17 protein-coding genes, 3 tRNA genes and 1 pseudogene are annotated in these 20,980 nt (G+C 59.5%); 13 read left to right on the forward strand and 8 right to left on the reverse strand.

Going from position 1 to position 20,980, the window contains the following annotated elements; genetic code table 11:
- Nucleotides 1-194, forward strand: a pseudogene (locus tag A3H92_03510) (hypothetical protein).
- A gap of 14 nt (nucleotides 195-208) precedes the next feature.
- On the opposite strand, the gene A3H92_03515 reads toward A3H92_03510, so the two are convergent.
- The 6 genes from A3H92_03515 to A3H92_03540 form a co-directional block, all read right to left on the reverse strand.
- Nucleotides 209-284 (reverse strand) — tRNA-Asn (locus A3H92_03515).
- Between the two features lie 8 nt (nucleotides 285-292).
- Nucleotides 293-366, reverse strand: a tRNA-Cys gene (locus A3H92_03520).
- Nucleotides 367-489: 123 nt separating this feature from the next.
- A complete protein-coding gene (locus A3H92_03525) occupies nucleotides 490-2,112 on the reverse strand; it encodes a hypothetical protein (protein ID OHC76239.1) in 1,623 nt (540 codons plus the stop codon).
- A 10-nt stretch (nucleotides 2,113-2,122) separates the two neighbouring features.
- Entirely contained in the window at nucleotides 2,123-2,800 is a 678-nt protein-coding gene (locus A3H92_03530) for an SNARE associated Golgi protein (protein ID OHC76215.1), read from the reverse strand.
- Nucleotides 2,797-3,537, reverse strand: coding sequence for a dolichol-phosphate mannosyltransferase (locus A3H92_03535; GenBank protein ID OHC76240.1), 741 nt, complete (start codon nucleotides 3,535-3,537; stop codon nucleotides 2,797-2,799). The genes A3H92_03530 and A3H92_03535 overlap by 4 nt, the downstream gene beginning before the upstream one ends.
- A gap of 140 nt (nucleotides 3,538-3,677) precedes the next feature.
- Nucleotides 3,678-5,255 (reverse strand): hypothetical protein, encoded by a 1,578-nt coding sequence (locus A3H92_03540; protein OHC76216.1) that lies wholly within the window; start codon nucleotides 5,253-5,255, stop codon nucleotides 3,678-3,680.
- 275 nt (nucleotides 5,256-5,530) lie between these two features.
- On the opposite strand from A3H92_03540, the gene A3H92_03545 reads away from it, so the two are divergent.
- Both A3H92_03545 and A3H92_03550 read left to right on the forward strand, forming a co-directional pair.
- Nucleotides 5,531-6,526 carry a hypothetical protein gene (locus tag A3H92_03545; GenBank protein ID OHC76241.1) on the forward strand — a complete coding sequence of 332 codons (996 nt, stop codon included), beginning with the start codon at nucleotides 5,531-5,533 and terminating at the stop codon, nucleotides 6,524-6,526.
- Between the two features lie 71 nt (nucleotides 6,527-6,597).
- Nucleotides 6,598-6,672: transfer RNA gene (locus A3H92_03550), tRNA-Lys, on the forward strand.
- A 22-nt stretch (nucleotides 6,673-6,694) separates the two neighbouring features.
- Here the strand turns inward: A3H92_03550 and A3H92_03555 are convergent.
- Entirely contained in the window at nucleotides 6,695-7,888 is a 1,194-nt protein-coding gene (locus A3H92_03555; protein OHC76217.1) for a hypothetical protein, read from the reverse strand.
- 115 nt (nucleotides 7,889-8,003) lie between these two features.
- Here A3H92_03555 and A3H92_03560 point away from each other — a divergent pair, with 115 nt between their 5' ends.
- From A3H92_03560 to A3H92_03585, 6 genes are all read left to right on the forward strand, one after another.
- Nucleotides 8,004-10,205 carry a hypothetical protein gene (locus A3H92_03560; GenBank protein OHC76218.1) on the forward strand — a complete coding sequence of 734 codons (2,202 nt, stop codon included), beginning with the start codon at nucleotides 8,004-8,006 and terminating at the stop codon, nucleotides 10,203-10,205.
- Nucleotides 10,206-10,332: 127 nt separating this feature from the next.
- Nucleotides 10,333-11,505: an acetylornithine transaminase gene (locus tag A3H92_03565; GenBank protein OHC76219.1), complete on the forward strand. Its 1,173-nt coding sequence runs from the start codon at nucleotides 10,333-10,335 to the stop codon at nucleotides 11,503-11,505.
- The gene (locus tag A3H92_03570) at nucleotides 11,502-12,413 is read left to right on the forward strand and encodes an ornithine carbamoyltransferase (GenBank protein OHC76220.1); all 912 of its coding nucleotides are present in this window, start codon (nucleotides 11,502-11,504) and stop codon (nucleotides 12,411-12,413) included. The genes A3H92_03565 and A3H92_03570 overlap by 4 nt, the downstream gene beginning before the upstream one ends.
- Nucleotides 12,414-12,453: 40 nt before the next feature.
- On the forward strand, nucleotides 12,454-13,050 hold the full coding sequence (locus A3H92_03575; protein ID OHC76221.1) for a hypothetical protein: 597 nt from the start codon (nucleotides 12,454-12,456) through the stop codon (nucleotides 13,048-13,050).
- Between the two features lies 1 nt (nucleotide 13,051).
- A complete protein-coding gene (locus A3H92_03580; GenBank protein ID OHC76222.1) occupies nucleotides 13,052-14,119 on the forward strand; it encodes a saccharopine dehydrogenase in 1,068 nt (355 codons plus the stop codon).
- 72 nt (nucleotides 14,120-14,191) lie between these two features.
- Nucleotides 14,192-14,716 (forward strand): hypothetical protein, encoded by a 525-nt coding sequence (locus tag A3H92_03585; protein OHC76223.1) that lies wholly within the window; start codon nucleotides 14,192-14,194, stop codon nucleotides 14,714-14,716.
- On the opposite strand, the gene A3H92_03590 is transcribed toward A3H92_03585, so the two are convergent.
- Entirely contained in the window at nucleotides 14,709-15,482 is a 774-nt protein-coding gene (locus tag A3H92_03590) for a hydroxyacylglutathione hydrolase (GenBank protein OHC76242.1), read from the reverse strand. The genes A3H92_03585 and A3H92_03590 overlap by 8 nt on opposite strands.
- 45 nt (nucleotides 15,483-15,527) lie before the next feature.
- Here A3H92_03590 and A3H92_03595 point away from each other — a divergent pair, with 45 nt between their 5' ends.
- The 4 genes from A3H92_03595 (at nucleotide 15,528) to A3H92_03610 (ending at nucleotide 20,887) form a co-directional block, all read left to right on the forward strand.
- Nucleotides 15,528-16,265, forward strand: a complete 738-nt coding sequence (locus A3H92_03595) for a methyltransferase type 11 (GenBank protein ID OHC76224.1) — start codon at nucleotides 15,528-15,530, stop codon at nucleotides 16,263-16,265.
- Nucleotides 16,266-16,329: 64 nt separating this feature from the next.
- A complete protein-coding gene (locus tag A3H92_03600; protein OHC76225.1) occupies nucleotides 16,330-16,941 on the forward strand; it encodes a hypothetical protein in 612 nt (203 codons plus the stop codon).
- A 43-nt stretch (nucleotides 16,942-16,984) separates the two neighbouring features.
- Nucleotides 16,985-20,614 carry a hypothetical protein gene (locus A3H92_03605; GenBank protein ID OHC76226.1) on the forward strand — a complete coding sequence of 1,210 codons (3,630 nt, stop codon included), beginning with the start codon at nucleotides 16,985-16,987 and terminating at the stop codon, nucleotides 20,612-20,614.
- A gap of 24 nt (nucleotides 20,615-20,638) precedes the next feature.
- Nucleotides 20,639-20,887, forward strand: a complete 249-nt coding sequence (locus tag A3H92_03610) for a hypothetical protein (GenBank protein ID OHC76227.1) — start codon at nucleotides 20,639-20,641, stop codon at nucleotides 20,885-20,887.
- The last annotated feature ends 93 nt before the right edge of the window (nucleotides 20,888-20,980 follow it).

Here is a 20,980-nt window from a genome sequence, read left to right on the forward strand (position 1 = left end):
CGATTCTTGCGCCGCTCATGCGCCACACATTCCAAAAAGAATCGAAAAAGGCCATCAGGGGTTCCATTTCGAATCAAAATCGAAGATGTGTGAATACGATAGCCTTCATAAGGGGAGGATTTTTTTCCCCTCCTTACCAAGGAGGGGAATATTTTCAGCACAGCAAGAAAAAGGGGCTAGACGTTTCCGTCTAACCCCTTGATTTAACTGGCTCCGGCGGTAGGACTCGAACCTACGACATATGGATTAACAGTCCACCGTTCTACCAACTGAACTACGCCGGATTAAAGGCTGGAGGCGCGGACCGGAGTCGAACCGGTGTACACGGCTTTGCAGGCCGCTGCGTAGCCACTCCGCCACCGCGCCGAAACTAATTAACAAATGCGGGGCGCCGCAACAAAAAACCTCACCCTGATAGCGAAGAAGGGGGGGAACTTAGACCTTGCTTCGCCGCCGGTCAAGAAAGCGAAATCTAAACTGAAATCTGAATCAGCTTCGCCGGGCGAGGCCGGGATGCTCTATGACGGTCTTCTTGTCCCAAACGACGTAGAAGCCGTTGCGGAACGGCAAGACAAGGTCGGGCGTAGCGATGGTCGGAACTTTTTCGTAGTAGGTGACCACCTTTCCTTTGTCGAACGCCTGCATCCACCTGGCTTCGTCGTCGGCGATGACGCCTATCGGCTCCATGCGTTTTTCCAGGCGGCCGAGGAAATGAAACTGGCCGTGATACACGCCGAAGAAGGCCAGCGCATATCCCTGACGCTCCCACTCATTCAGGCGCAGCGACATCGGCTTCAGATCATAGGCGGCGGCAAAAACCGGCTTGGCGCTCATGTGCAAAGAGACGACAAGCGCGGTGGAAAGCGCAGACAGCGCCGCCGCCCTTGCCCTTATCGAGGAGGCGGGGATCATGGCGGCGACCGTCCCGGCGGCCAAAACCGGCAGTCCCCACTCGCCAAGCATATCCGCCGTTCCCTGGGGCAGCCTGACGGCCCCGCCGATAAACGGCAGGATGAATATAACGACTCCGCAAAAGACGAAGAACAAGCCGGGGACCATTCGATCAATTTGTCGCTCTTTTCCGGCCGGGTCACTTTTTGAAAGAAGGAACGCGAAAATCAACGCCAGCGCCGGGAAGACGGGCAGCAGGTAATGAAGTTGTTTGCCGCTGATCAGGGAAAACGTCAGGAAGGCCGGCAGAAACCAGGACAGGCAGAACCTGACTCCGCCGTCGTTCATGGCTGCGCGCGAACCCCGCGCCGCTCTCCACAGGGCGGGCCAGACAATCCAGGGCAATATCAGCGGCGACAGCACCGCCAGATACCACCACCAGGAACGCCCGTGGGCGAAAGAATGAACCATCCTTCCTGCCGACTGTCCCCAGAAGATGGCGTCGGCGTAGTCCTCGCCGCCTCTGACGGCGGCGGGGACGGCCCAGGCCAGGGCGATGGCGACGCCCAGCGCCAGCGCCGCCGCCACACCCATATACCATCGTTTCCAGTCCGCCTTATGCCCGCCGGCCAGATATTCTCCCCACAGCGGCGCCAGCAGCGCCGCCGGCAACACATGCGGCAGAATGGCCGGACCCTTGGCCAGCATGCCGACGCCGATGCCGACGCCGAGCGCGGCAAAGCCCTTGAAATAATCGCCGCGCCAGGCCCTGAGCACCCCCAGGAGTCCGACCAGGGCGCAAAAGGCGAGAATCAGATCGAACATGGTCAATGTGGCGAACAGCGACCAAAACAGGCAGCCGGAAAGAATCAGCGGCGCCGTCAGAGCCGACCCGCCGATATCCGGCCACAGCCGCCGCGCCATGCGCGCGGTGAGAAACAGGCTGCCCAGGCCGAAAAACGGCGCCGCCAGCCGAGGCCACCATTCGTTGACGCCGAACGCCGCCCAGCCCAGGTGAATCAACCAGAACAAAAGCGGCGGCTTGTGGCTGTACGGTTCGCCGTTGAGATAGGGAACCAGAAATTCGGACTTCAGCCACATTTCCCAGGCGACGGCGAGATAGCGGGTCTCGTCAACCGGCAGCAGGGGGCGCGTCACCAGGGCGACGGCCACCGTCAGCGCCCACAACGCGGTCCACAGATACGAGGGCCAATCGCGCATGTTCATCCCCTCACCGCTCTTCTCCCAGCTTCGTTTCGATATCTTTATCGAAGGTCTTGCCGTGGCGGTGTTTTCGATAAAGGTGAACGCCGATTATCCCGGAAAGAACAAACAGGGCGACGCTCAGGCTGATCCGCAACTCCGGGTCAAGGTCCATGCCGCTGCCGGCCAGGGCGAACACTATGGTTTGCGGAATATAGCCGATGGCCGAGCCGAGGAAGAAAGGAATCGCCCTGACGCCGGACACCCCGGCGGCCAGATTGACGACCAGATTATTGCCTACCGGCAACAGGCGGATCAACAAGGCCATCGCCAGGGGATTGTCATGCAGGAAGTCGTCCACGCTCCTGATCTTCGCCGGGAACCTGGACGCCACGAATTCGCGTCCGAGCAGTCTGGCGTAGAAGAAAGAGGCCACGCAACTGATTACCGACGCCAGCATGGCGAGCGCCGTCCCATAGGCGAATCCGAAGGCATAACCGCCGAGAAACCCGATAATCTGCCGGGGAAGCCCGAAGCCGGTGAACAATACGCCGACGGCAATAAAAAGCAGATCGCCATAGGCGCCGTGGCCGCGTATTTCGGCGTCAATCCAGGCCTTGTCCAAATGAGCCGTTTTGAGAAGAAAGCCGAAGGCTACCAGCGAGGCGATCATAATCAGGCCGCGAAACAAGGCGTTAAGATTCATCTTTCCGGCTCTTCGCTTTGTTCTATTTCCGGGATGACGGCGCGCCGTCTCAGCCAGATAACGCCGAACAAATCGACAATCCCTACCCACAGCCTGTCCAGCACTCCGTAATTGGAAGTTCCGCGTTGACGCGCCCGGTGATTGACGACGATCGAGACCACCGCTCCGCCTCTCCTTAACATCAACGCCGGGAGGAAGCGGTGCATGTGATCAAAACGCGGCATGTCGAGAAAAGCGGAACGGCTGAACGCCTTAAGCCCGCAGCCCGTATCCGGGGTGTCGTCGCCGAGCATTGCGGAACGCACCCGGTTGGCGATTACGGACGAGACCCGCTTGACCGGACTATCCTTGCGTTTCTCCCTGAAACCGGCGACCAGCAGCATATCCTTGTCGCCGGCTTTGTTGAATACCGACAGAAGCCTGGGAATATCGGCGGGATCGTTCTGTCCGTCGCCGTCAAGGGTGACGATGGCGGCGGCCCGCGCCGTCCTGACGCCGGTGGCGATGGCGGCGCTCTGGCCGCAGCTTTTGCGGTGGCGCACGACGCGGAGGCACGGATTGCCGGCGATGGCCTCGCGCAGCCTTTCCGGCGTAGCGTCGTTACTGCCGTCATCCACATAGACGATTTCAAAGGGCGCGCCGCCGTTCAGCGCCCGGCGAATCTCGGCAATCAGAGGGGCGATGTTCTCCGCCTCGTTGCGCACCGGCACCACGACCGATATTTCAGGCGTCGGCAATTTCGATGCGTCCGCCAAGCCGGAACCGGCTTTATTTGATTCTCTTGAGGTAGGCATGGTCATGAAAAGGGGCTTTATTCAGCCGAAGGAATCACGCGCCCGGTTTATAGCACCTGAAAATATCCGGCGGCAAAGACCTTTCAGCACTTTTCCGGATCGACGCCCGGATATTTTTTGCCGGGGCCGGCGAAATAACAGGCCTTGTCGCCGGTTTTTTGTTTACCTGCGGCGCGACAGAAATCGCGCTGACCGGCCTGAGCCAGCTTCATGCCCGCCACCTTTCCGTCACCGTCAAAGGCTGCGTCCAATACCCACAAGGCCGGATCGTTCTCAAGCCGGACAAGCATTGCGCGGCGAGCGCCGGGCAATCCGCCGCCCCCGCTGAAACAGGCATAATGAGCAACGGGGAGGCTCATCACCCGGTCGGCCGCCTCGCCGGGAGTCGCGGCGGGAATAACCGGCGTCCCTCCCAGCCACACCATTGAGGAGTCATAGATAGCCACCGAGTCGGCGAACAAGGCCGCGATCTTTGCCGTTGTTTTTTCCGGCCCGGCGGAACGGGCGCCGGCGCCCAGAACGCCGAGGCCGGCATTCATCTCGGCAATATCGGCGAAGGGCGGCGGCGCGGCGGCTGCGTTTTTGCCGAGACAGTCCCCGGCATCTTGCGCGGCGGCAAAAAGTCCATGAACGGAAAGCAGCGAATGCAGCACTCTATCGGCGTCGTCATTGCCGAGACCCACCTTGTCGCCGAGTTCCCGTCGCATATCCCGACATGCGGCGCCCAGGTCCGCCGGCTTGGCGAGAAGCAGGCGCGTCAAAGAATCAGGGTTGTCATTGAAATATCCGCCGATGGTCATCCCCTCGCCGACAGGGGCGGCGAGAGCCTGTCCGGCGTTCGCGGCGGCGGCGACCAAGGGCGGCCTGGCGGAAATGGTGAAAACAGCCTCGCCGACGGCGGTCCCCGAGACATCCTTGAAAATCACCTTCCGACCCAGGCCGCTATCGACGTCTTTCATGTCGATGCTCAACGGAACAACATCGGGGAGCCATTTGATCCGGCCTTCAGTCAATTTTTGGGCGTAGGCCATGGAACTCGCCGCCGCCTTGCTTTCCGGCGCCCACAATCCGTTGCCGTCAAAGGAACTACGCAAGTCTTGGGCCGCTCCCGCCACCCCGTCGGCGAAAGCGTTATCGCCGCTTGCCGCATAAGCTACGCCGAGAGCCACCTTCAGGATTGATGTCCCGTCCACTCTGAACAGGGGAGACCTGATCACGTTGTCGCCGCCGACGGCCTTAAATGCGCCCTTGCCGTCACGAGCCAGGACGAGCAGGGGGATGACCGGATATGAACGGCTGTTATCCGACACCTCCCCGTCCGAGGACAATATGGCGGTGAGGGCGACGGCGCCGACATCGGCGTCGTAAAGGGTTAAAAAAAGAGACCCCAACTCCGGGCCGCCGGCGACCGTCGCCCCAAGAGACGCATAGCTGTTGCCTTGCCGGGAACCGGCGCCGCCGAAAGAAACAATTTCCGCGCCCGTCAATTGCCCCGTCGCCTGCGAAGCAAGCGCCTTGGCCCGCACGGCCTTTTCAGCCGCTTGCCTGTCCTGCTCCGCAAACTCGTCCTGCAACCCCACCTGATGCCTGTTAAGCACGGCCCCATGGATGGCCATGACCACGATAATCAGGAAGACAATGATCGCCAGCGAACGGGGCATCGGTAAGGCGCCTTCAATCTATAATACCGGCAAGCTATCAGCAGCGCGTCTCGCCATCAATGGCGCGGATAAAAATACGGACGAATTTATGACGGCTTGCTGACGAGACGCTACGAATATTAAGAGATTATAGCTTATTTTTCTTTAGACTTCGGCCGGCGGATGAGTATGCTCCGTAATTCGTTTTGACGGGTTAACAAATTCAGGAAAATACCGTGGAATACCCGGAATCTTTTGAGCAGGCAGCCGAATATGCTCAAGCCGCGCTGACGTTGATGGGGAAGAAGGGCATCGCCCAGAATCCCAATAATTTCGCCGTCTGGTTCCACTATTTTTCGGGCAAATATCCTGACCTTACGCGCACTCTGGAAATTCTGCTCGGCAACAATCAGGACTTCACGGAGAAACGCAACGCCGAGCTTTTCGAGAAATTTTTCACCTATGATAAGGAAGGCGCCATCCTTAACGAGGCCACCAATAAAATCGAGGCGGAATTAAATTCCATTCTCCAATACCTGGGCGCGGCCGGCGACAATGCCGCCACCTATGGAAAAACCCTGGCTACGGTCAGCGGCGCGATGGACGCCGGCGGCGGGCCGGAAATCAAACTGATCATCGCCAAGGCGCTGTCGGCCACCCGTGAGATGGAGAAGCGCAATAAATCCCTGGAAGACAAGTTCAACGCCTCGTCCAGGGAGGTCAACCAGCTCAAGGAAGACCTGGAGGACATGCGTCACGAGGCGATGACCGACGGCCTGACCGGCATTCCCAACCGCAAGCTGTTTGACACCGAGTTGCGCCGCGCCGCCATGGAGGCCATGGAAAAGGGTTCGGAGATGTGTTTGCTGATGCTCGACATCGACTTCTTCAAGAAGTTCAACGACACCCATGGTCATCAGGTCGGCGATCAGGTTCTCAAGCTGCTGGCTTCGACGCTGACCTCGTGCATCAAGGGACAGGATACGGCGGCCCGCTACGGCGGCGAGGAATTCAGCGTCATTCTGCCGGCTACTTCTCTTAAAGACTCATTGCAGGTTGCCGAAACCATTCGCCAGCGCATCAGCAACAAAAAGGTGGTCAACAAGACCACCGACGAAAACCTGGGGCAGATTACCGTCTCTATCGGCGCCGGAAAGTTTGACTACGGCGAACCCCTTGCCCAGTTGATCAGCCGCGCCGACGGCGCTTTGTACGCGGCCAAACGTCTGGGGCGCAATCGGGTGGTCAGCCAGGATCAGGTCAAGAAAAACGAGGTGGAGTTTAAATCCTGAAAGACGGTATTTATATTCCTGCGTCTTGACCCGTCGAGTTTAGGCGCATATTTTCCCGGAACCCTAATTCAGGGCGCGTAGCTCAGCGGTAGAGCATCCGCCTTTTAAGTGGATGGTCCCGGGTTCGATTCCCGGCGCGCCTACCAATATCCCTGGTCGGATAATGCTCTAATCAGGATCAGCGGCGTTCAAGGCGTCGTCTATGATCTTTACCCGTTCCTTCCAGGTATGGCTCTTTATGTAGACAGGCATGGCGGCCCCCGCCATTTCATCCGCTTTCTTATGGTCCTTCAGCAGTTCCGAAACGCCGGCCGCCAGACGGTCGATGTCGCCGGGCAGAAAACATATGTTTTCGCCGTCGGTAAATGTTTCCGCCAGGAAGTGGCTGTAATTGGTCAGAATCACGGCGCCGTTGGCCATCCCGTACCAAATTCTTTCATGGGAGCCGTCGCTGAACTTGGGAGTAATGTTGAGTACGATCTTTGACCTTTTCATCAACTCGATGACGGCGCTGAAGGTCAACCTTCCATGTGTCGTGACATTGGATAGATCAAGGCCGCCGTCTCCCTTTATAACCCGGCCGACGATATGGAGATTCATGTCTTTCAGCCGGGAAATCACTTCGTGACGCTGCGTCGTCACCGCCTGCACATCAATCATACTGTTGATCAGGCATAGGGATTTGATGTCCAGGTCAGCCGGATTGAATGAATTTGCCGCGCATGAGTCGGCGAATGATCGGAATACGCTCTTTCGCTCCTCAATGACCCTCGCCGCCGCCTCATCGGCGATAGTTTTTAATATTTTCGGCAAATTGCCGGTTTGGCCGATCCAGGTTTCCGATTTCGGATGAGGATAAACCAGCCCGGAAAACAGGATATCGATATCGCGATCCTTCATCGGCAATGGAGACGCCGGGGGAGGCGGTCCGCCATGAGGGAAAAAGACTTTTTGCCGGTTCACCCCGATGGCGTCGAGAACGGCAAGATGCTGGCGATCAACCATCCCAAGTATTGAGTTTCCCCAGGTTTTGACGAGTTTGTCCAGGTGATCGCACGGGTTGTCGCAGACGATGGAAAACCTTTTTGGAATCTCCGCGTCGGGGATGCCGGCGTCAGGCTTCATATTCGTTGTGGCGTTGAAATCAATGATTACAAACGGCTCTTCCGTCTTGACCCTGTTATTGAATAATTCCTGATTATGCTTGTGGCGTCCGGGACGTTCGTCGAAAAACAGCTTGGTGGTCTTATAGCCCAGCGCAGATAACCCGTCGCTGACATCACCCAACATTACGTTGGCCCAATCAGCCGCATCGCTGCTCAAGCAGACCCAGGCTTCCCGATATTTCCGCATGATGGTCATTATTTCTTTACTACACTTTTCTAATACCATCTCCGCGTGGCGGATTTGTCATACTTATGCCGAAGATTGTTATAATATGCATATGTATTGTTGTTTGTGCGCTCGGATCATAAAAATGGGCATTACTATTTTACTCATAGAGCTTGCTCAACGCCGGTTCTTTGCGCCGCTCCGGGTTATTTCGGCGGCGGGCCTGCTGTTTTTGCTTCCGGCTCTCGGCGTCGGCGAAGTCTCGGCGCAATCGCCGCTCCAGGATTCGGAGGAGGCTACCCGCGCCCTGTTCGAAGCGGTGCGGCAAAACGACTTGCCGGCGGTGCAGGCCAGCATTACCGCCGGCGCCGACATTAACGCCGTTAATAGCTGGGGATTGACGCCGGCGGACGTTGCCGTTGACAAGGGACACTTTGATGTTGCTCATTTCCTCTTGTCCCTGCGCAACTTCAAAGCCGCCGATTCCGAAAAACCACGCCAAACGCCGCCGCCCCAAACCGGCGGCAAATGGGGGCCGGTCGTAACCACGAATACGGCCCCTCCTTCTCCCCCCCCTGCTCCTATGGCGCCTGTTGATTCGGGACCGATACAGGCGGAGGAAGCCCCCGCTCCGCAGCCGACGTGGCCCTCGGATAAGCCGAATCCGTTTGATCCGGGATATGTAGCGCCGGACGCCGTTTTGCCGATTATCGGTAAAGTTTATAGCCCGAAAGATATTCCCTTGAAAGCGCAGGCCCTTGACGTTCCGTCGCCTGCGGCTCCGTCCGAAAATGCCGCCCCCCCGAAGGGATTTCTCAACAAGGTAACCGATATTTTCAAGTCCGCCCCCGCCGCGCCGACGCCGGAACCGGTCATCAGGCAAGCCGAAATGTCGAAGCCGGAAATACCGGCTGAACCGCTGCCCGAGCCTCCCGTTATTCCGAAAGTGGAAGCGGAGCCGCTTTCCCGTCCCGCCGAGAAACCGGCAGACGCCCCCGCCGCCGCGCCCAAGGAGGCGGAGAGCGCCGCTCCCCCGAAGGGCTTCCTCGACAAGATGGGCGACTTCTTCAAGTCGGATCAGGCCAAGGCGCCGCCGTCAACGCCGGAAATGCCGGCTGAACCGCCCGCCGCCGCGACCAAGGAGGCGGAGAGCGCCGCTCCCTCGAAGGGCTTTCTCGACAAGATGGGCAACTTCTTCAAACCGGATCAGGCCAAGGCGCCGCCGTCAACGCCGGAAATGCCGGCTGAACCGCCCCCTGCAAAGCCGGTCGAATCCCCCCAGGAACCTGAAGACATTCTTGTCGTCAAGACGAAGCCGCCTTCCGAGCCGGAGACGCCTCCTTTGCCCGAAGTTAAACCGGAGGAAACGGCCCCGACCAAAGGCTTCCTCAAGAAAATGACCGATTTTTTCCGCCCTGACGAAAGCAAGGAGGCCCCAAAACAGCCGGATACAACGGAAATAACGGAAGCTTCCAAAGCCGCCCCTCAGAAGACGCCGCCGGAAGCGCCCGCTAAAATCGACGAGCCTGCCAAAGTCGCCGAAACCGAAAAACCCACCGGATTTTTGGGGAAGTTGAACAGTTTGTTCGCTCCGCCCAAACCCAAACGGCCGACCACCGAAGACCCGCAAACAGCCCCGCCCCCGAAACCGGCGCCGGAAGGCAAGGAAAGCAAAGAAGACGCCCCCGAAAAAAAGGACTGGGCGGTAAAAGGCGTTGAAACGGCGAATGTCTCAACGCCCCTGCCCGTCAAGCCGCCTCCGTCCGCCATTCCCAAAAATTTTCTCGATAATGTCGAGTTGACTCTCGGTCAATCGGTGAAGCTGGGATCGCCGCTTATTCTGCCCAAGGAATACAAGGGCGGCGAAAAACCCTGCGTCGAAAAGAAAAGCGGGACCGTGGCCTTTTGCATCAAACCCATCGATTGGCCGGAAGAGATCGAGCCGCTCATCCTGGTCGGCACCGTCATGTATTCGGGCCTGAAAAGCATTGTCAGGTATGACGAGGGAAAGGCGTCGCGCTTCCACACGTTGTTCCCCACCGAGTCATTTGAGGGGATCGTCGCCTACCATACCCGCCGCTTCGGCCCGCCGACTGAAACCCTGGATCGCTCCATCGCCCCCCTGGCGGCGCAAAGGCGCAACAATCCGACGGTCATGTGGCAAAGCGTCAATCCGGTCACCAAACAGGTCACCACCCTGGAGATCCGCAAATTCGACGATACTCGCGGCGGCTTCCCCGACATCGAGCGCGGCGCCGTCATGCTCTATAATCAATGGTCCACCCCCATCTTCCCCCAACTTTCCACCGTCGAGTTGATGCTGCTGAGGCCGCATGAGGTGATGTAGCGACACGCTCTGTTCTCGCGTCGTTGACATCCCCGGATTTCATGGGAATAATCGTCCGCTTTCCCGGAAGCCGGAGCTTCGCGCCGGCTTTTTCAGTTTGAGGAGGGCGACGGTGTTCCCAGCATTGATGCAAACGTATGCGCGTTCAGACCTCGCCTTCGAGCGGGGCGACGGCGCCTATCTGTATACCGCCGACGGCCGCAAGTTTCTGGACTTTGCTTCCGGGGTTGCCGTTAACGCGCTGGGCCATTGCCATCCGAAGCTGGTCAAAGCGCTGACCGCGCAGGCCGGCAAGCTGTGGCATTGCTCCAATCTGTACCAAATCCCCGAAGGCGAGCGATTGGCCAAGCGATTGTGCGAGGCGACTTTCGCCGACTCGGCATTCTTCGCCAATTCCGGTTCCGAGGCCGTCGAATGCGGCCTCAAGATGGTGCGTAAATACTTCGATGAAAACGGCGAGCCTGATCGCTATCGGGTCATTGCCTGCGAAGGCGCCTTTCACGGCAGAACCTTGACGACGATCGCCGCCGGCGGCCAGCAGAAGCATCTCGCCGGCTTTGATCCGGTCGCCGACGGCTTTGACCGCGTTCCCTTCGCCGATCTCGACGCGACACGCGCCGCCATCGGCCCCGAAACCGCCGCTATTCTGGTCGAGCCTGTGCAGGGCGAGGGCGGCATCAAACCGGCGCCGCCGGAATACCTGAAAGGCCTGCGTAAAATCGCCGACGATTCCGGCCTGCTGCTGTTCTTCGACGAAGTGCAGTGCGGCATGGGCCGCACCGGCAAGCTGTTCGCCCACGAATGGGCGGGGGCGACCCCGGACATCATGGCCTTGGCCAAAGGCATCGGCGCCGGCTTTCCCATGTCCGCGTGTCTGGCCGTCGGCAAGGTGGCCTCGGCGCTGGGCGTCGGCAGTCACGGCTCCACCTACGGCGGCAACCCGCTGGCGATGGCGGTCGGCAACGCGGTGCTGGACGTGATGCTGGCCGACGGCTTTCTCGACGGCGTCAACGCCGTCGCCGGGATGCTGTGGCGGCGGCTGAATGAATTACGCGCCAAACATCCCGACGTTCTTGTTGATGTGCGGGGCGTCGGCCTGATGATCGGGCTTGAATGTCAAAAAGGCGTGGATAACGCCGCCCTGAAGGCGAGGCTCCAGAACAACGGTCTGTTGACGGTCGGCGCCGGCGGCAACGTGGTGAGGCTGCTGCCGCCCCTGATCATCGACCGAAGCCATATCGACGAGGCTGTTGCCGTCATTGATAAAAGCTGCGCCGAGATGAAGGAGAAGCCGTTATGACGGCGCCCAGGCACTTCCTCGACCTGGATCTTCTTGATTCCGCCACCCTGCGCGAGATTCAGGACCTGGGCCTGGCCCTCAAAAGCGGCGGGGTTCTGAGCGGCCTCAATAAACCGTTTCATGGAAAAACGCTGGCGATGATCTTCGAGAAGCCCTCGACCCGCACTCGCGTTTCCTTCGAGGTCGGGATGCAGCAACTGGGAGGCCAGGTGGTGGTGTTGAGCGGACGCGACACCCAACTCGGTCAAGGCGAGACCATTGCCGACACGGCGCGGACGCTGTCGCGCTATGTGGACGTCATCATGCTCCGCACCGACGATCCAAAAAAGCTGGAGGAACTGGCGCGGCACGCCACGGCGCCGGTGATCAACGGACTGACCGACGCCACCCATCCCTGCCAGTTGATGGCCGATATCATGACTTTCGAGGAACGCCGAGGCTCCATTGCCGGTAAGACCGTCGCCTGGTGCGGCGACGGCAACAACATGGCGGCGTCATGGATTCATGCGGCGGTTCGCTTCGGCTTTTCCCTGCGGCTCGCCTGTCCCGACGAACTAAGCCCGCCCGCCCGTCTACTGGAATGGGCCAAGGCCGAAGGCGGCGACGCAACCATGTCCATCGACAAATGGGCGGCGGTCGAAGACGCCGACTGCGTGGTTACCGATACCTGGGTCTCCATGGGCAACGGCGATGTCGAAAAGCGCCACAGGCTGCTTGCCCCCTATCAGGTGGACGCCGCGTTGATGAATAGGGCCAAGAAAGACGCGCTGTTCATGCACTGCCTTCCCGCGCACCGGGGAGAGGAGGTAACAGCCGATGTCATCGACGGCCCCCATTCGGTGGTGTGGGACGAAGCGGAAAATCGCCTGCACGCCCAGAAGGGCATCCTCGCCTGGTGCATGGGATGACTTGAACCGTCCCCGGTGAACGTGCCAAGATGCGAACATCATGATCAAACGCTTCAATAATTTTCTTATCCTGGTGGCGATGGCGGTATCGCTGGCGTCTTGCGAGACGGCTGTGCCGGATCGTAAATTCACCGTTCTTACCTACAGTCACCTTCCCCCGTTTAACCTGAACGTCGGCGCCGTACAGATAATTCATCAATACAAGTCGCCGTTGGCTCTGCCCAATGTCGAATACCAGTTTCCCACGCCGCCCGAAACCGCTCTTAAACAGTGGGCGACGGATCGTCTGCTCGCCAAGGGCAAGCAGGGCGCGGCGCGGTTCACTATCGTAGACGCCAAGGTTACAAGAACCCTCCTGCCGCTGAAAAAGGGGCTGGAAGGATCTTTCTACGTTGAACAGTCGGATCGCTATGACGGGTCGATTGAGGTGACGCTGGAAATCGTGGACGACAAAGGCTCCAAGCTCGGCTTCGCCAACGCCGCCGCCGGCCGCTCGGTCACGGTGCGCGAGGACGCCACCTTGAATGATCGCGAGAAAGTATGGCATGCGATGACCGAAAGCATGATGAACGACCTCAATAATATTTTTGAGAAAAACATCCGATTCCATCTCGGTAAATTTATAAAGCAAGATTAGGATGACCGATGTCCTTGTCCTGGGCGCCGGGAAAATAGGCGTCAGCATCGCCAAAATGCTGGCGGACAGCCGGGACTACCGCGTCACCCTGGCGGACAGCGACGCCCATGCCCTTGAAGCGCGGGGGCGTGGAGACATCAATCAAACCGTTCTCGATATCACCGACGCCCGCGCCCTGGGCAAGCAGGTGAAGGCCGCTCACGCGGTGATCAGCGCCCTGCCCTTCTTCCTTAACGAACAGGTGGCCGAAGCGGCCAAGGCGCAGGAAACGCATTATTTCGATCTGACCGAAGACGTGCGCGCGGCGCGTAAGATAACGGCCCTGGCCGAGGGCGCGAAAAACGTCTTCGTTCCCCAGTGCGGGCTGGCCCCGGGATTCATTTCCATCGTCGCCAACCATCTGGTCAACAGCTTTGACGACCCTCATGACGTCAGGCTCAGGGTGGGCGCCCTGCCCCAGTTCCCCGACAACATGCTTCAGTACAATCTGACCTGGAGCACCGACGGCCTGATAAACGAGTACTGCAATCCGTGCGAGGCCATTCACGAAAGCGAACGCTGCGAGCTTTTGCCGCTGGAGGGGCTGGAACACTTTTCCCTGGACGGCGTTGACTACGAGGCCTTCAGCACGTCGGGCGGCATCGGCACCCTGTGCGAGACCCTGGAAGGGCGCGTGCGCAACCTCACCTACAAGACCGTGCGCTATCCCGGACACCGGAACATGGTGCAGATGCTGGCCGGCGACCTCAGGATGTGCGAAAACCGCGATGTTTTTAAAGGGCTGATCGAGCACGGCATTCCCGTCACCCGCCAGGACGTGGTTCTGATATTCGTCACCGTCGTCGGCAAGCGCCACGGACTGCTGACCCAGGAAAACTATGCCAAGAAAATCTATGGCGACGCCGAGGAAACCGGCATGAGCGCCATTCAGAAAACAACGGCGGCCGGAATTTGCGCCATGGTCGATCTGCACCATGAAGGGAAGTTGCCGGCGTCCGGCTTCGTGCGTCAGGAGAACGCCGGATTCAAGGATTTCATCGCCAACCGCTTCGGCAAGGTCTATGCCTGAAGGCAAAGTTCTTGTAACTTTCCGTAAATTCCGCAACTATCTGATCATTAGAGGGCAGTCTTAGAGAGAGCCATGCTGGGAAAGTTGACAAAGTATCTGGTCGCAACGGCTGTGGCCGTGGTGTTTTTCGCCTGTGAGCAGGCACGCGCCGACGATCCCGCTTTCTTTTCTTTCGCCGCCGGGGCGTTCGACTGGAACCGGAAGAAGGATCAAGGCGCCGAGTTCAGGTTTGAATACCGGCACGACCAGAAGTACTTTTTCTTCAAGCCGTTCCTGGCCGGGGCCGGGACCACGACGGGAAGCGGATTTATCGGCGCCGGCATCCTGCTCGACGTGTACCTGGGCAATCGTTTGGTCGTCACCCCCAGCGTCGCCCCTCATTATTACTGGGGCGGCAACAAGAAGCTCGATCTCGGCCATGAGATGGAAATCCGTTCGCAGCTTGAAGTAGCCTACAGGTTTGACGACCGCTCCCGCCTCGGTCTCGCCGTATCCCATTATTCCAACGCCAGCGTCGGCGACACCAATCCGGGAACGGAATCGGCGATGGTGTATTACTCGATCCCGACCACCACGATAACCAACCTTTTCAAGTAAACCCATCCTTGCGCCGACGGATTTCGGCGAATGTCTCGACCGCGTCCTTGCCGGCGAGGCCGACGGCCTGCTTGAAACTTTCATTATCGGCGCGCAGGAACGGATTGGCGGCGCGCTCCTCGGCCATGGTCGAGGGCGGCGGCGGCCGGCCGGCGTCCCTCATGGCGCGAATATTCGCGGCGTAGCAGCGCAAAGCTTGGTTTTGGGGATCAACGGCAAGGGCAAACGCGGCGTTGGCCACGGCGTATTCATGGGCGCAGTAAACCACGGCGTCATCGGGCAGGGCGCGAAGACGGGCCAGACTCGACCACATCTGCGAGGGCGTTCCGCCGAACAGCCGTCCGCAGCCCAAGGCAAACAGGGTGTCGCCGCAAAACAGGGCGCGGTCATCCTCAAACCAGTAGGCGACATGGCCGGCGGTGTGGCCCGGCACATGAAATACCTGAGCCGTTGACGAGCCGATTTTCACCGCGTCGCCGTCATTGACCGCAATGTCGAGACCGGGAATATCGCCGGCGTCAAGTTTTCCCCCCACCACCGCGCAGCCTGTGGAACGCTTCAGGTCCATATTGCCGCCGGTATGGTCGCGATGGGCGTGAGTGTTGAGAATATGGGTAAGCTTCCACCCCAGGCGCTCCAGCGCCGCCGTCACCGGAGGCGCGATTGACGGATCAATGGCCGCGCAAGCCCCGGTTTGCCGGTCACGGCACAGGTAGACATAGTTATCGCCAAGCACAGGAATTCGCTGAATTTCAAGATTTGTCATGGCATAGGCTACCATCCTGCCGCCGTCGTGCGCTACACTGGCGGCATGTGGACGGATGCAGTTGACCTTCGCGATTTTTACGCCTCCGGCCTGGGCCATGTGGCGCAGCGGATGATTCGGCGGAGCATCCGCTCCATATGGCCGGACGTGACCGGCCTTGACGTGCTTGCCATCGGATACGGCACGCCCTTCATTACCCCGTTTCGCGCCGAGGCAAGGCGCGTGCTGGCGGCCATGCCGGCTCCCCAGGGGGTGCTGCACTGGCCGGGCGAAGGCGGAGGGCTGACGACGCTTGTCGACGAGAACGAGTTGCCGTTTCCCGATATGTCGATGGACCGCATCCTTCTGGTCCATGCCCTTGAGTGCGCCGATCACACCAGACAAATGCTGCGCGAGGCATGGCGGGTGTTGTCCGGCTCCGGTCGTTTGCTGGTGGTGGCGCCCAATCGGCGCGGGGTATGGGCGCGTCTGGAGCGCACCCCTTTCGGCCACGGCCTGCCCTATGCCAAGGGACAGTTGACCAGAACTCTTCGTGATAACATGTTTACGCCGCTCTGCGCCCATTCCGCTCTGTTTGTGCCGCCCACCTATTCGCGCATGGTGCTGTCATCAGCCGGAGCCTTCGAGGAGATCGGGCAACGCTGGTTCTCTACCTTCGCCGGCGTCATCATCGTCGAGGCGACCAAACAAATCTACGCCGGCAACGCCGAACCGGCGCGCAGCCGTCGGCAATCCTATGCGCCGCTGACTCAAAAAACTCCGGGAATCACCGGCAGAGGATAAAAAAGAACATCTATCCCGAAAGAGAAACATCGTATTGTCACCATAACAACCAAGGAGACTCTCCATGTTGATCGAACATGACGGCCGCCGACCGGCGGTCGCCCCCGGCGTTCACGTCGCTCCCACCGCCGTCATCTGCGGCGACGTCACTATCGGAGCGGGTTCTTCTGTTTGCTTCGGAGCGATAATAACGGCGGAGAGCGGGCCGGTAACCATCGGCGCCGACTGCATCATCATGGAAAACGCCGTCGTGCGCGGAACTTACCAGAACCCGACGACCATCGGCGACAATGTGCTGGTCGGTCCCCACGCCTATCTCAGCGGATGCACCATAGGCAACAGCGTCTTTCTGGCCACCAACTGCGCCGTCTTCAACGGCGCCGTAATCGGCGACCGTTCGGAAGTGAGAGTCAACGGAACGGTGATTGTCGGCTCGCGCCTCGAAGCCGACGCCGTCGTTCCCATCGGTTGGGTGGCGGTGGGTGATCCGGCGAAGATTCTCGCTCCCAAGGACCACGATGAAATCCGGGCGGCGCAGGAGTCGATGAACTACCCCAAAGCGGTTTTCAATGTCGACCGCTCCGGCCATGGGGAAAGCAGCATGCCTGAAATCACCAAACGCTACGCCGGTCTCCTGCACCGCCACAAAGACGACCGCATCATTGACGAACAGTAAGGAAGTCGATAATCGTGCCGTCCGGTAAGCTAACTATGGAATCATGTTCGTGAAAAAGATTTTATTCGCCGTTATCGGACTTTTCGTCGTCGTTTTGGCGGCGGCGCTGTTCGGTCCGGGTTTAATCAACTGGAACAATCATAAGGCCGAGGGGGCGGCATGGATCAAGTCCCTTACCGGGCGGGATGTGTCCATCGACGGCGATATCGAAATTACCATCCTGCCGACGCCGGCCCTTATCGTCAAAAATGTAGGACTGGCCAATATTGAGGGGGCGGCCAACCCCGAGATGGTGCGCTTGAAATCCCTTGAAGTCCGCATCGCCCTGGAGCCTTTGCTGAGCGGTCAAATCCAGGTGGAAACGATCCGGCTGATTGAACCGATCATTGAAATCGAGGTTCTTGCCGACGGACGCAACAACCTGAATTTCATCGCCGCCGCCGATGTCGCCGGGAAGCCCGCCGCCGGCGCAAAAAACGAACCAACGGACGAAGGCGTCGCCGCTCCGACCGAAAGAGGCGGCTTCAAACCGGCCATACAGTTGGATAATTTCAGCATTGAAAACGGAACCCTGATTTACCGTGACGGCAAAAGCGGCGCCGTTGAACGGCTGGAACGGATTACCGCCCGCATCGCGGCGGCGTCTCTGTCCGGGCCGTTCGAAAGTTCCGGCGGCGTTACGGCGCGGGGAATTGCTTTTAATTACGACATCAGCGTCGGCGAGGTGGCTCCCGGTCGCGCCGTGCCGGTCAGTCTGGCGATAAATGACAAACCCGGCGGCAGTAAGGCGCAACTATCCGGCAACCTGTTGCGCGTCGCCGATGAGTTCAAGTTCAAAGGCTCCCTGAAAGGGGAAGGGAACGATCTGGCCGGCCTCATCAACACCGCCGCCGGAGCGGGTCCGCTACCGGGCTTCCTGTCGCAAAAGTTCGGATTCGAAGGCGCCGTGGTCGCCTCGACGGAAGGGCTGGACATTGCCAATATAATCCTGAGTCTGGGTAATGTTAATGCCGCCGGCGCTCTTTCGGTCACTCTCGGCAAGGCCGTCAACGCGGCGCTCAAGATAGCGGTCAAACAAGTAAATATGAATGAGTGGCTTTCCATGCCGGCGGCCAAGGCCGCGCCGTCGCCGGCGACGCCGAAGGCCGGCTCTGAGGTCATGCCCTCATCCGCCGCGAACGCCGTAAAGGGCAAGGACGTAAAAACGACGGACAAGGCCGGGTTCTCCCTGCCTACCGCCATCAACGGGACCGTGAACCTTTCGGTAGACTCCATCGTCTATCAGAGCGGCATTATCCATGAGGCGAACGCCGATATCGAACTTGCCAACGGCGAGATCGCCATCAACCGGCTTTCCGCCAAGTTTCCCGGCGGCGCCGATGCCGCCGTCTTCGGTTTTATTTCCGCTTCCGAGGGCCGGCCCAAGTTCGACGGCGAGATTGAAACAACCATCAGCGACTTTCGCAAGCTCTTGAGTTGGCTCGGAACCGATCAGATAAATATTCCCGGTGACCGCCTGCGCAAACTGGCCGTATCCGGAAAAATTTCCGCCACCCCTGCGCAAATCCAGGTCAGCGGCCTGGACGTGCAGTTCGACAGTTCAAGGCTCACCGGCGGCGTCACGGTTGCCGTGCGCTCGCCGCTTGCTTTCGGCGCCGGTCTGGTCCTGGATCGCATCAATCTTGACGCCTACCTGCCGTCTAAATCCGCTCCGACGCCGGATACGGCCAAACCTGAAACCGGCCCCGTAAAAAAAGACGGGGCGCCGTCTTTGGCCGGCAACCATGAGCCTGCCCCCGCCACTGCGAATCCATTGGCCATACTGGATGTTTTAAAAACTTTCGACGCCAACCTCATGGCCCATGTGAAGGCCATGGTCTACAAAGGAAACAACATCAAGGACATCGTTCTTGACGGCACCTTGTCCGGCGGCAACCTGGAATTGCGCCGAGCCAGCGTCGCCGATCTGGCCGATGCCTCGGCGATGATCAGCGGCAAGCTCTCCGGCATCGGCGGCATCCCCGAAATGAAAGACCTGAATATAGAAGCGCACGCCGCCGATATTTCAAGCCTGTTCAAACTGGCCGACGCCGTTCCGCCCGCAAACGCCGGGAAGCTGGGGGAAGTATACTTAAAGGGCCTGTTCAACGGTTCTTTTCTAAAGCCTTCCATGAATGTCAATATAAAAGCCGCCGGGGCCGAGATCACGGCCGACGGCGCTTTGTCATTCCTGCCGCTGATCGGAGGGTTCGACGGCGCGATAAAGGCCGTCCACGGCAACCTGCCCCGGCTTCTCGGCGTTTTCGGCATCGATTACAGCCCGGTCGAAAAGTTCGGCGGGACGGACATTGCCGCCAGAATCAAGGCCGACGCCAAAACGGTTTCTCTTCAGGGAATCAAAGGCAATATCGGGCCGTTGCAAATGACCGGCGCCGCCGAGGCGATGTTCGGCGATCACCGCCCCAGGATCAACGTCGATCTTCAGACCGGCGAGATCGTTGTTGACAAGCTGCTGCCGGCCAAACGCTCGGCCTCGCTATATCGCCGATTCCCCGGCCCTTGCGCCGACCCGGCGATTATTCCCGCCTCTTGGCGGCCGTCGCCCGATAACGCCATGTTCCACCGCGCTGCGGCAACCGACGCCGGCCGCTGGCCGAACGATCCTATCGACTTTTCCGCGCTCAACGGCTTCGACGCCGACATCAAGCTGAAGGCCCAGGCCGTCACTTACCAAATGTACAGGGTGGAAAAGGCCGATCTGGCGGCGACGGTGAACAACGGCATACTTAACGCCAACCGGCTGACCGGCTATCTGTTCGGCGGCGAGTTGGACGCCAACGCCATCGTCAACGCCACCGCCGCGCCCCGCATCGAAACAGCGTTGAACATCAAAAATATGGACGTGGGCAAGGCCTCTCAAGCCGTTTCCGGCAAAGCAATGGCCGGCGGCGTCATGAACTTATCCATGAATTTGACCACCGCCGGGCGCAGCGTCGCCAACATGGTCTCGGCGCTCGGCGGCAGCGGGGCTTTGGCTCTTAAACAGCTCGACGTCAGGGAAGAAGCCACCGGCACCGCCCTGGCCTCGGCGCTGAACCTGATCGTCGGGCTGAACACCCTGGGCGGCCTGCCGGGCGGCGGCGGGAAAGGCAAGGGACTGGCCGACATCACCGGCAGCTTCAAGATCGACAAGGGCGTGGCCCGCACTAACGACATCAAACTGGTTTCAAGCATCGGCGACGGCGGCGCCCAAGGCACGGTTGATCTGCCTAATTGGCAGATCGACATCGGCGGCGAAGTAAGCTTGTCACAAAACGCCCTGACCGCTCTTATAACCAAGAAGACCAACGCGCCGACCGTCCTGCCCTTTCAGGTCAGGGGCAGCCTGGACGCCCCCAGCGTCAAACTGGACACTTCCAAAATGCCGGAAGGCGGCATCGCCCTGCCCGGCGGATTGGGAAAAAGCATAGAGAAAAAACTTGAGAAAAAGGGCCTTGGTGGACTGTTGAACAAACTTGTCCCCGGCGTTGCCCCCGAACAGCAGCAACAGCCCTCGCAGCAGCCGCAGGCCCAACCTCAGCAACAGCCCCAGGTCCAACAGCAGCCTCAACAACAGCAGCCTCAAAAACCCAAGGACTTCCTCAAGGATATCCTCAAGGGAATCGCCCGTTAGCGTCATAAAAACAAGGAGCCGTCGATGATCGTTTTTGACCTCAAATGTTCCAAAGGCCATGCCTTCGAAGAATGGTTTGATTCTTCCGGCGACTACGAGGCCAAATCGGCAGCCGGCGACATCGTCTGCCCCGACTGCGGCAGCAAGAATGTGACCAAGGCGATGATGGCCCCCAACGTCCGCGTCGGCATGGCCGCCTCGCCCCGGCCCGCATGCGGCGCCTCTCCCGCCTGCGCCGATGCCGCCACCTGCCCGATGGCCGGTCGCGGCTGATCTTTACGCGAAACCGCCATGATTGCGGAATGGCTCAGGTATCTGACCACGCCCTGCCCCCGGCATCTGCGAAGGATGGGATATCTTGGTGAG

The organism is Rhodospirillales bacterium RIFCSPLOWO2_02_FULL_58_16 (assembly GCA_001830425.1).
In the GTDB taxonomy this organism is placed as follows: domain Bacteria; phylum Pseudomonadota; class Alphaproteobacteria; order Rhodospirillales; family 2-02-FULL-58-16; genus 2-02-FULL-58-16.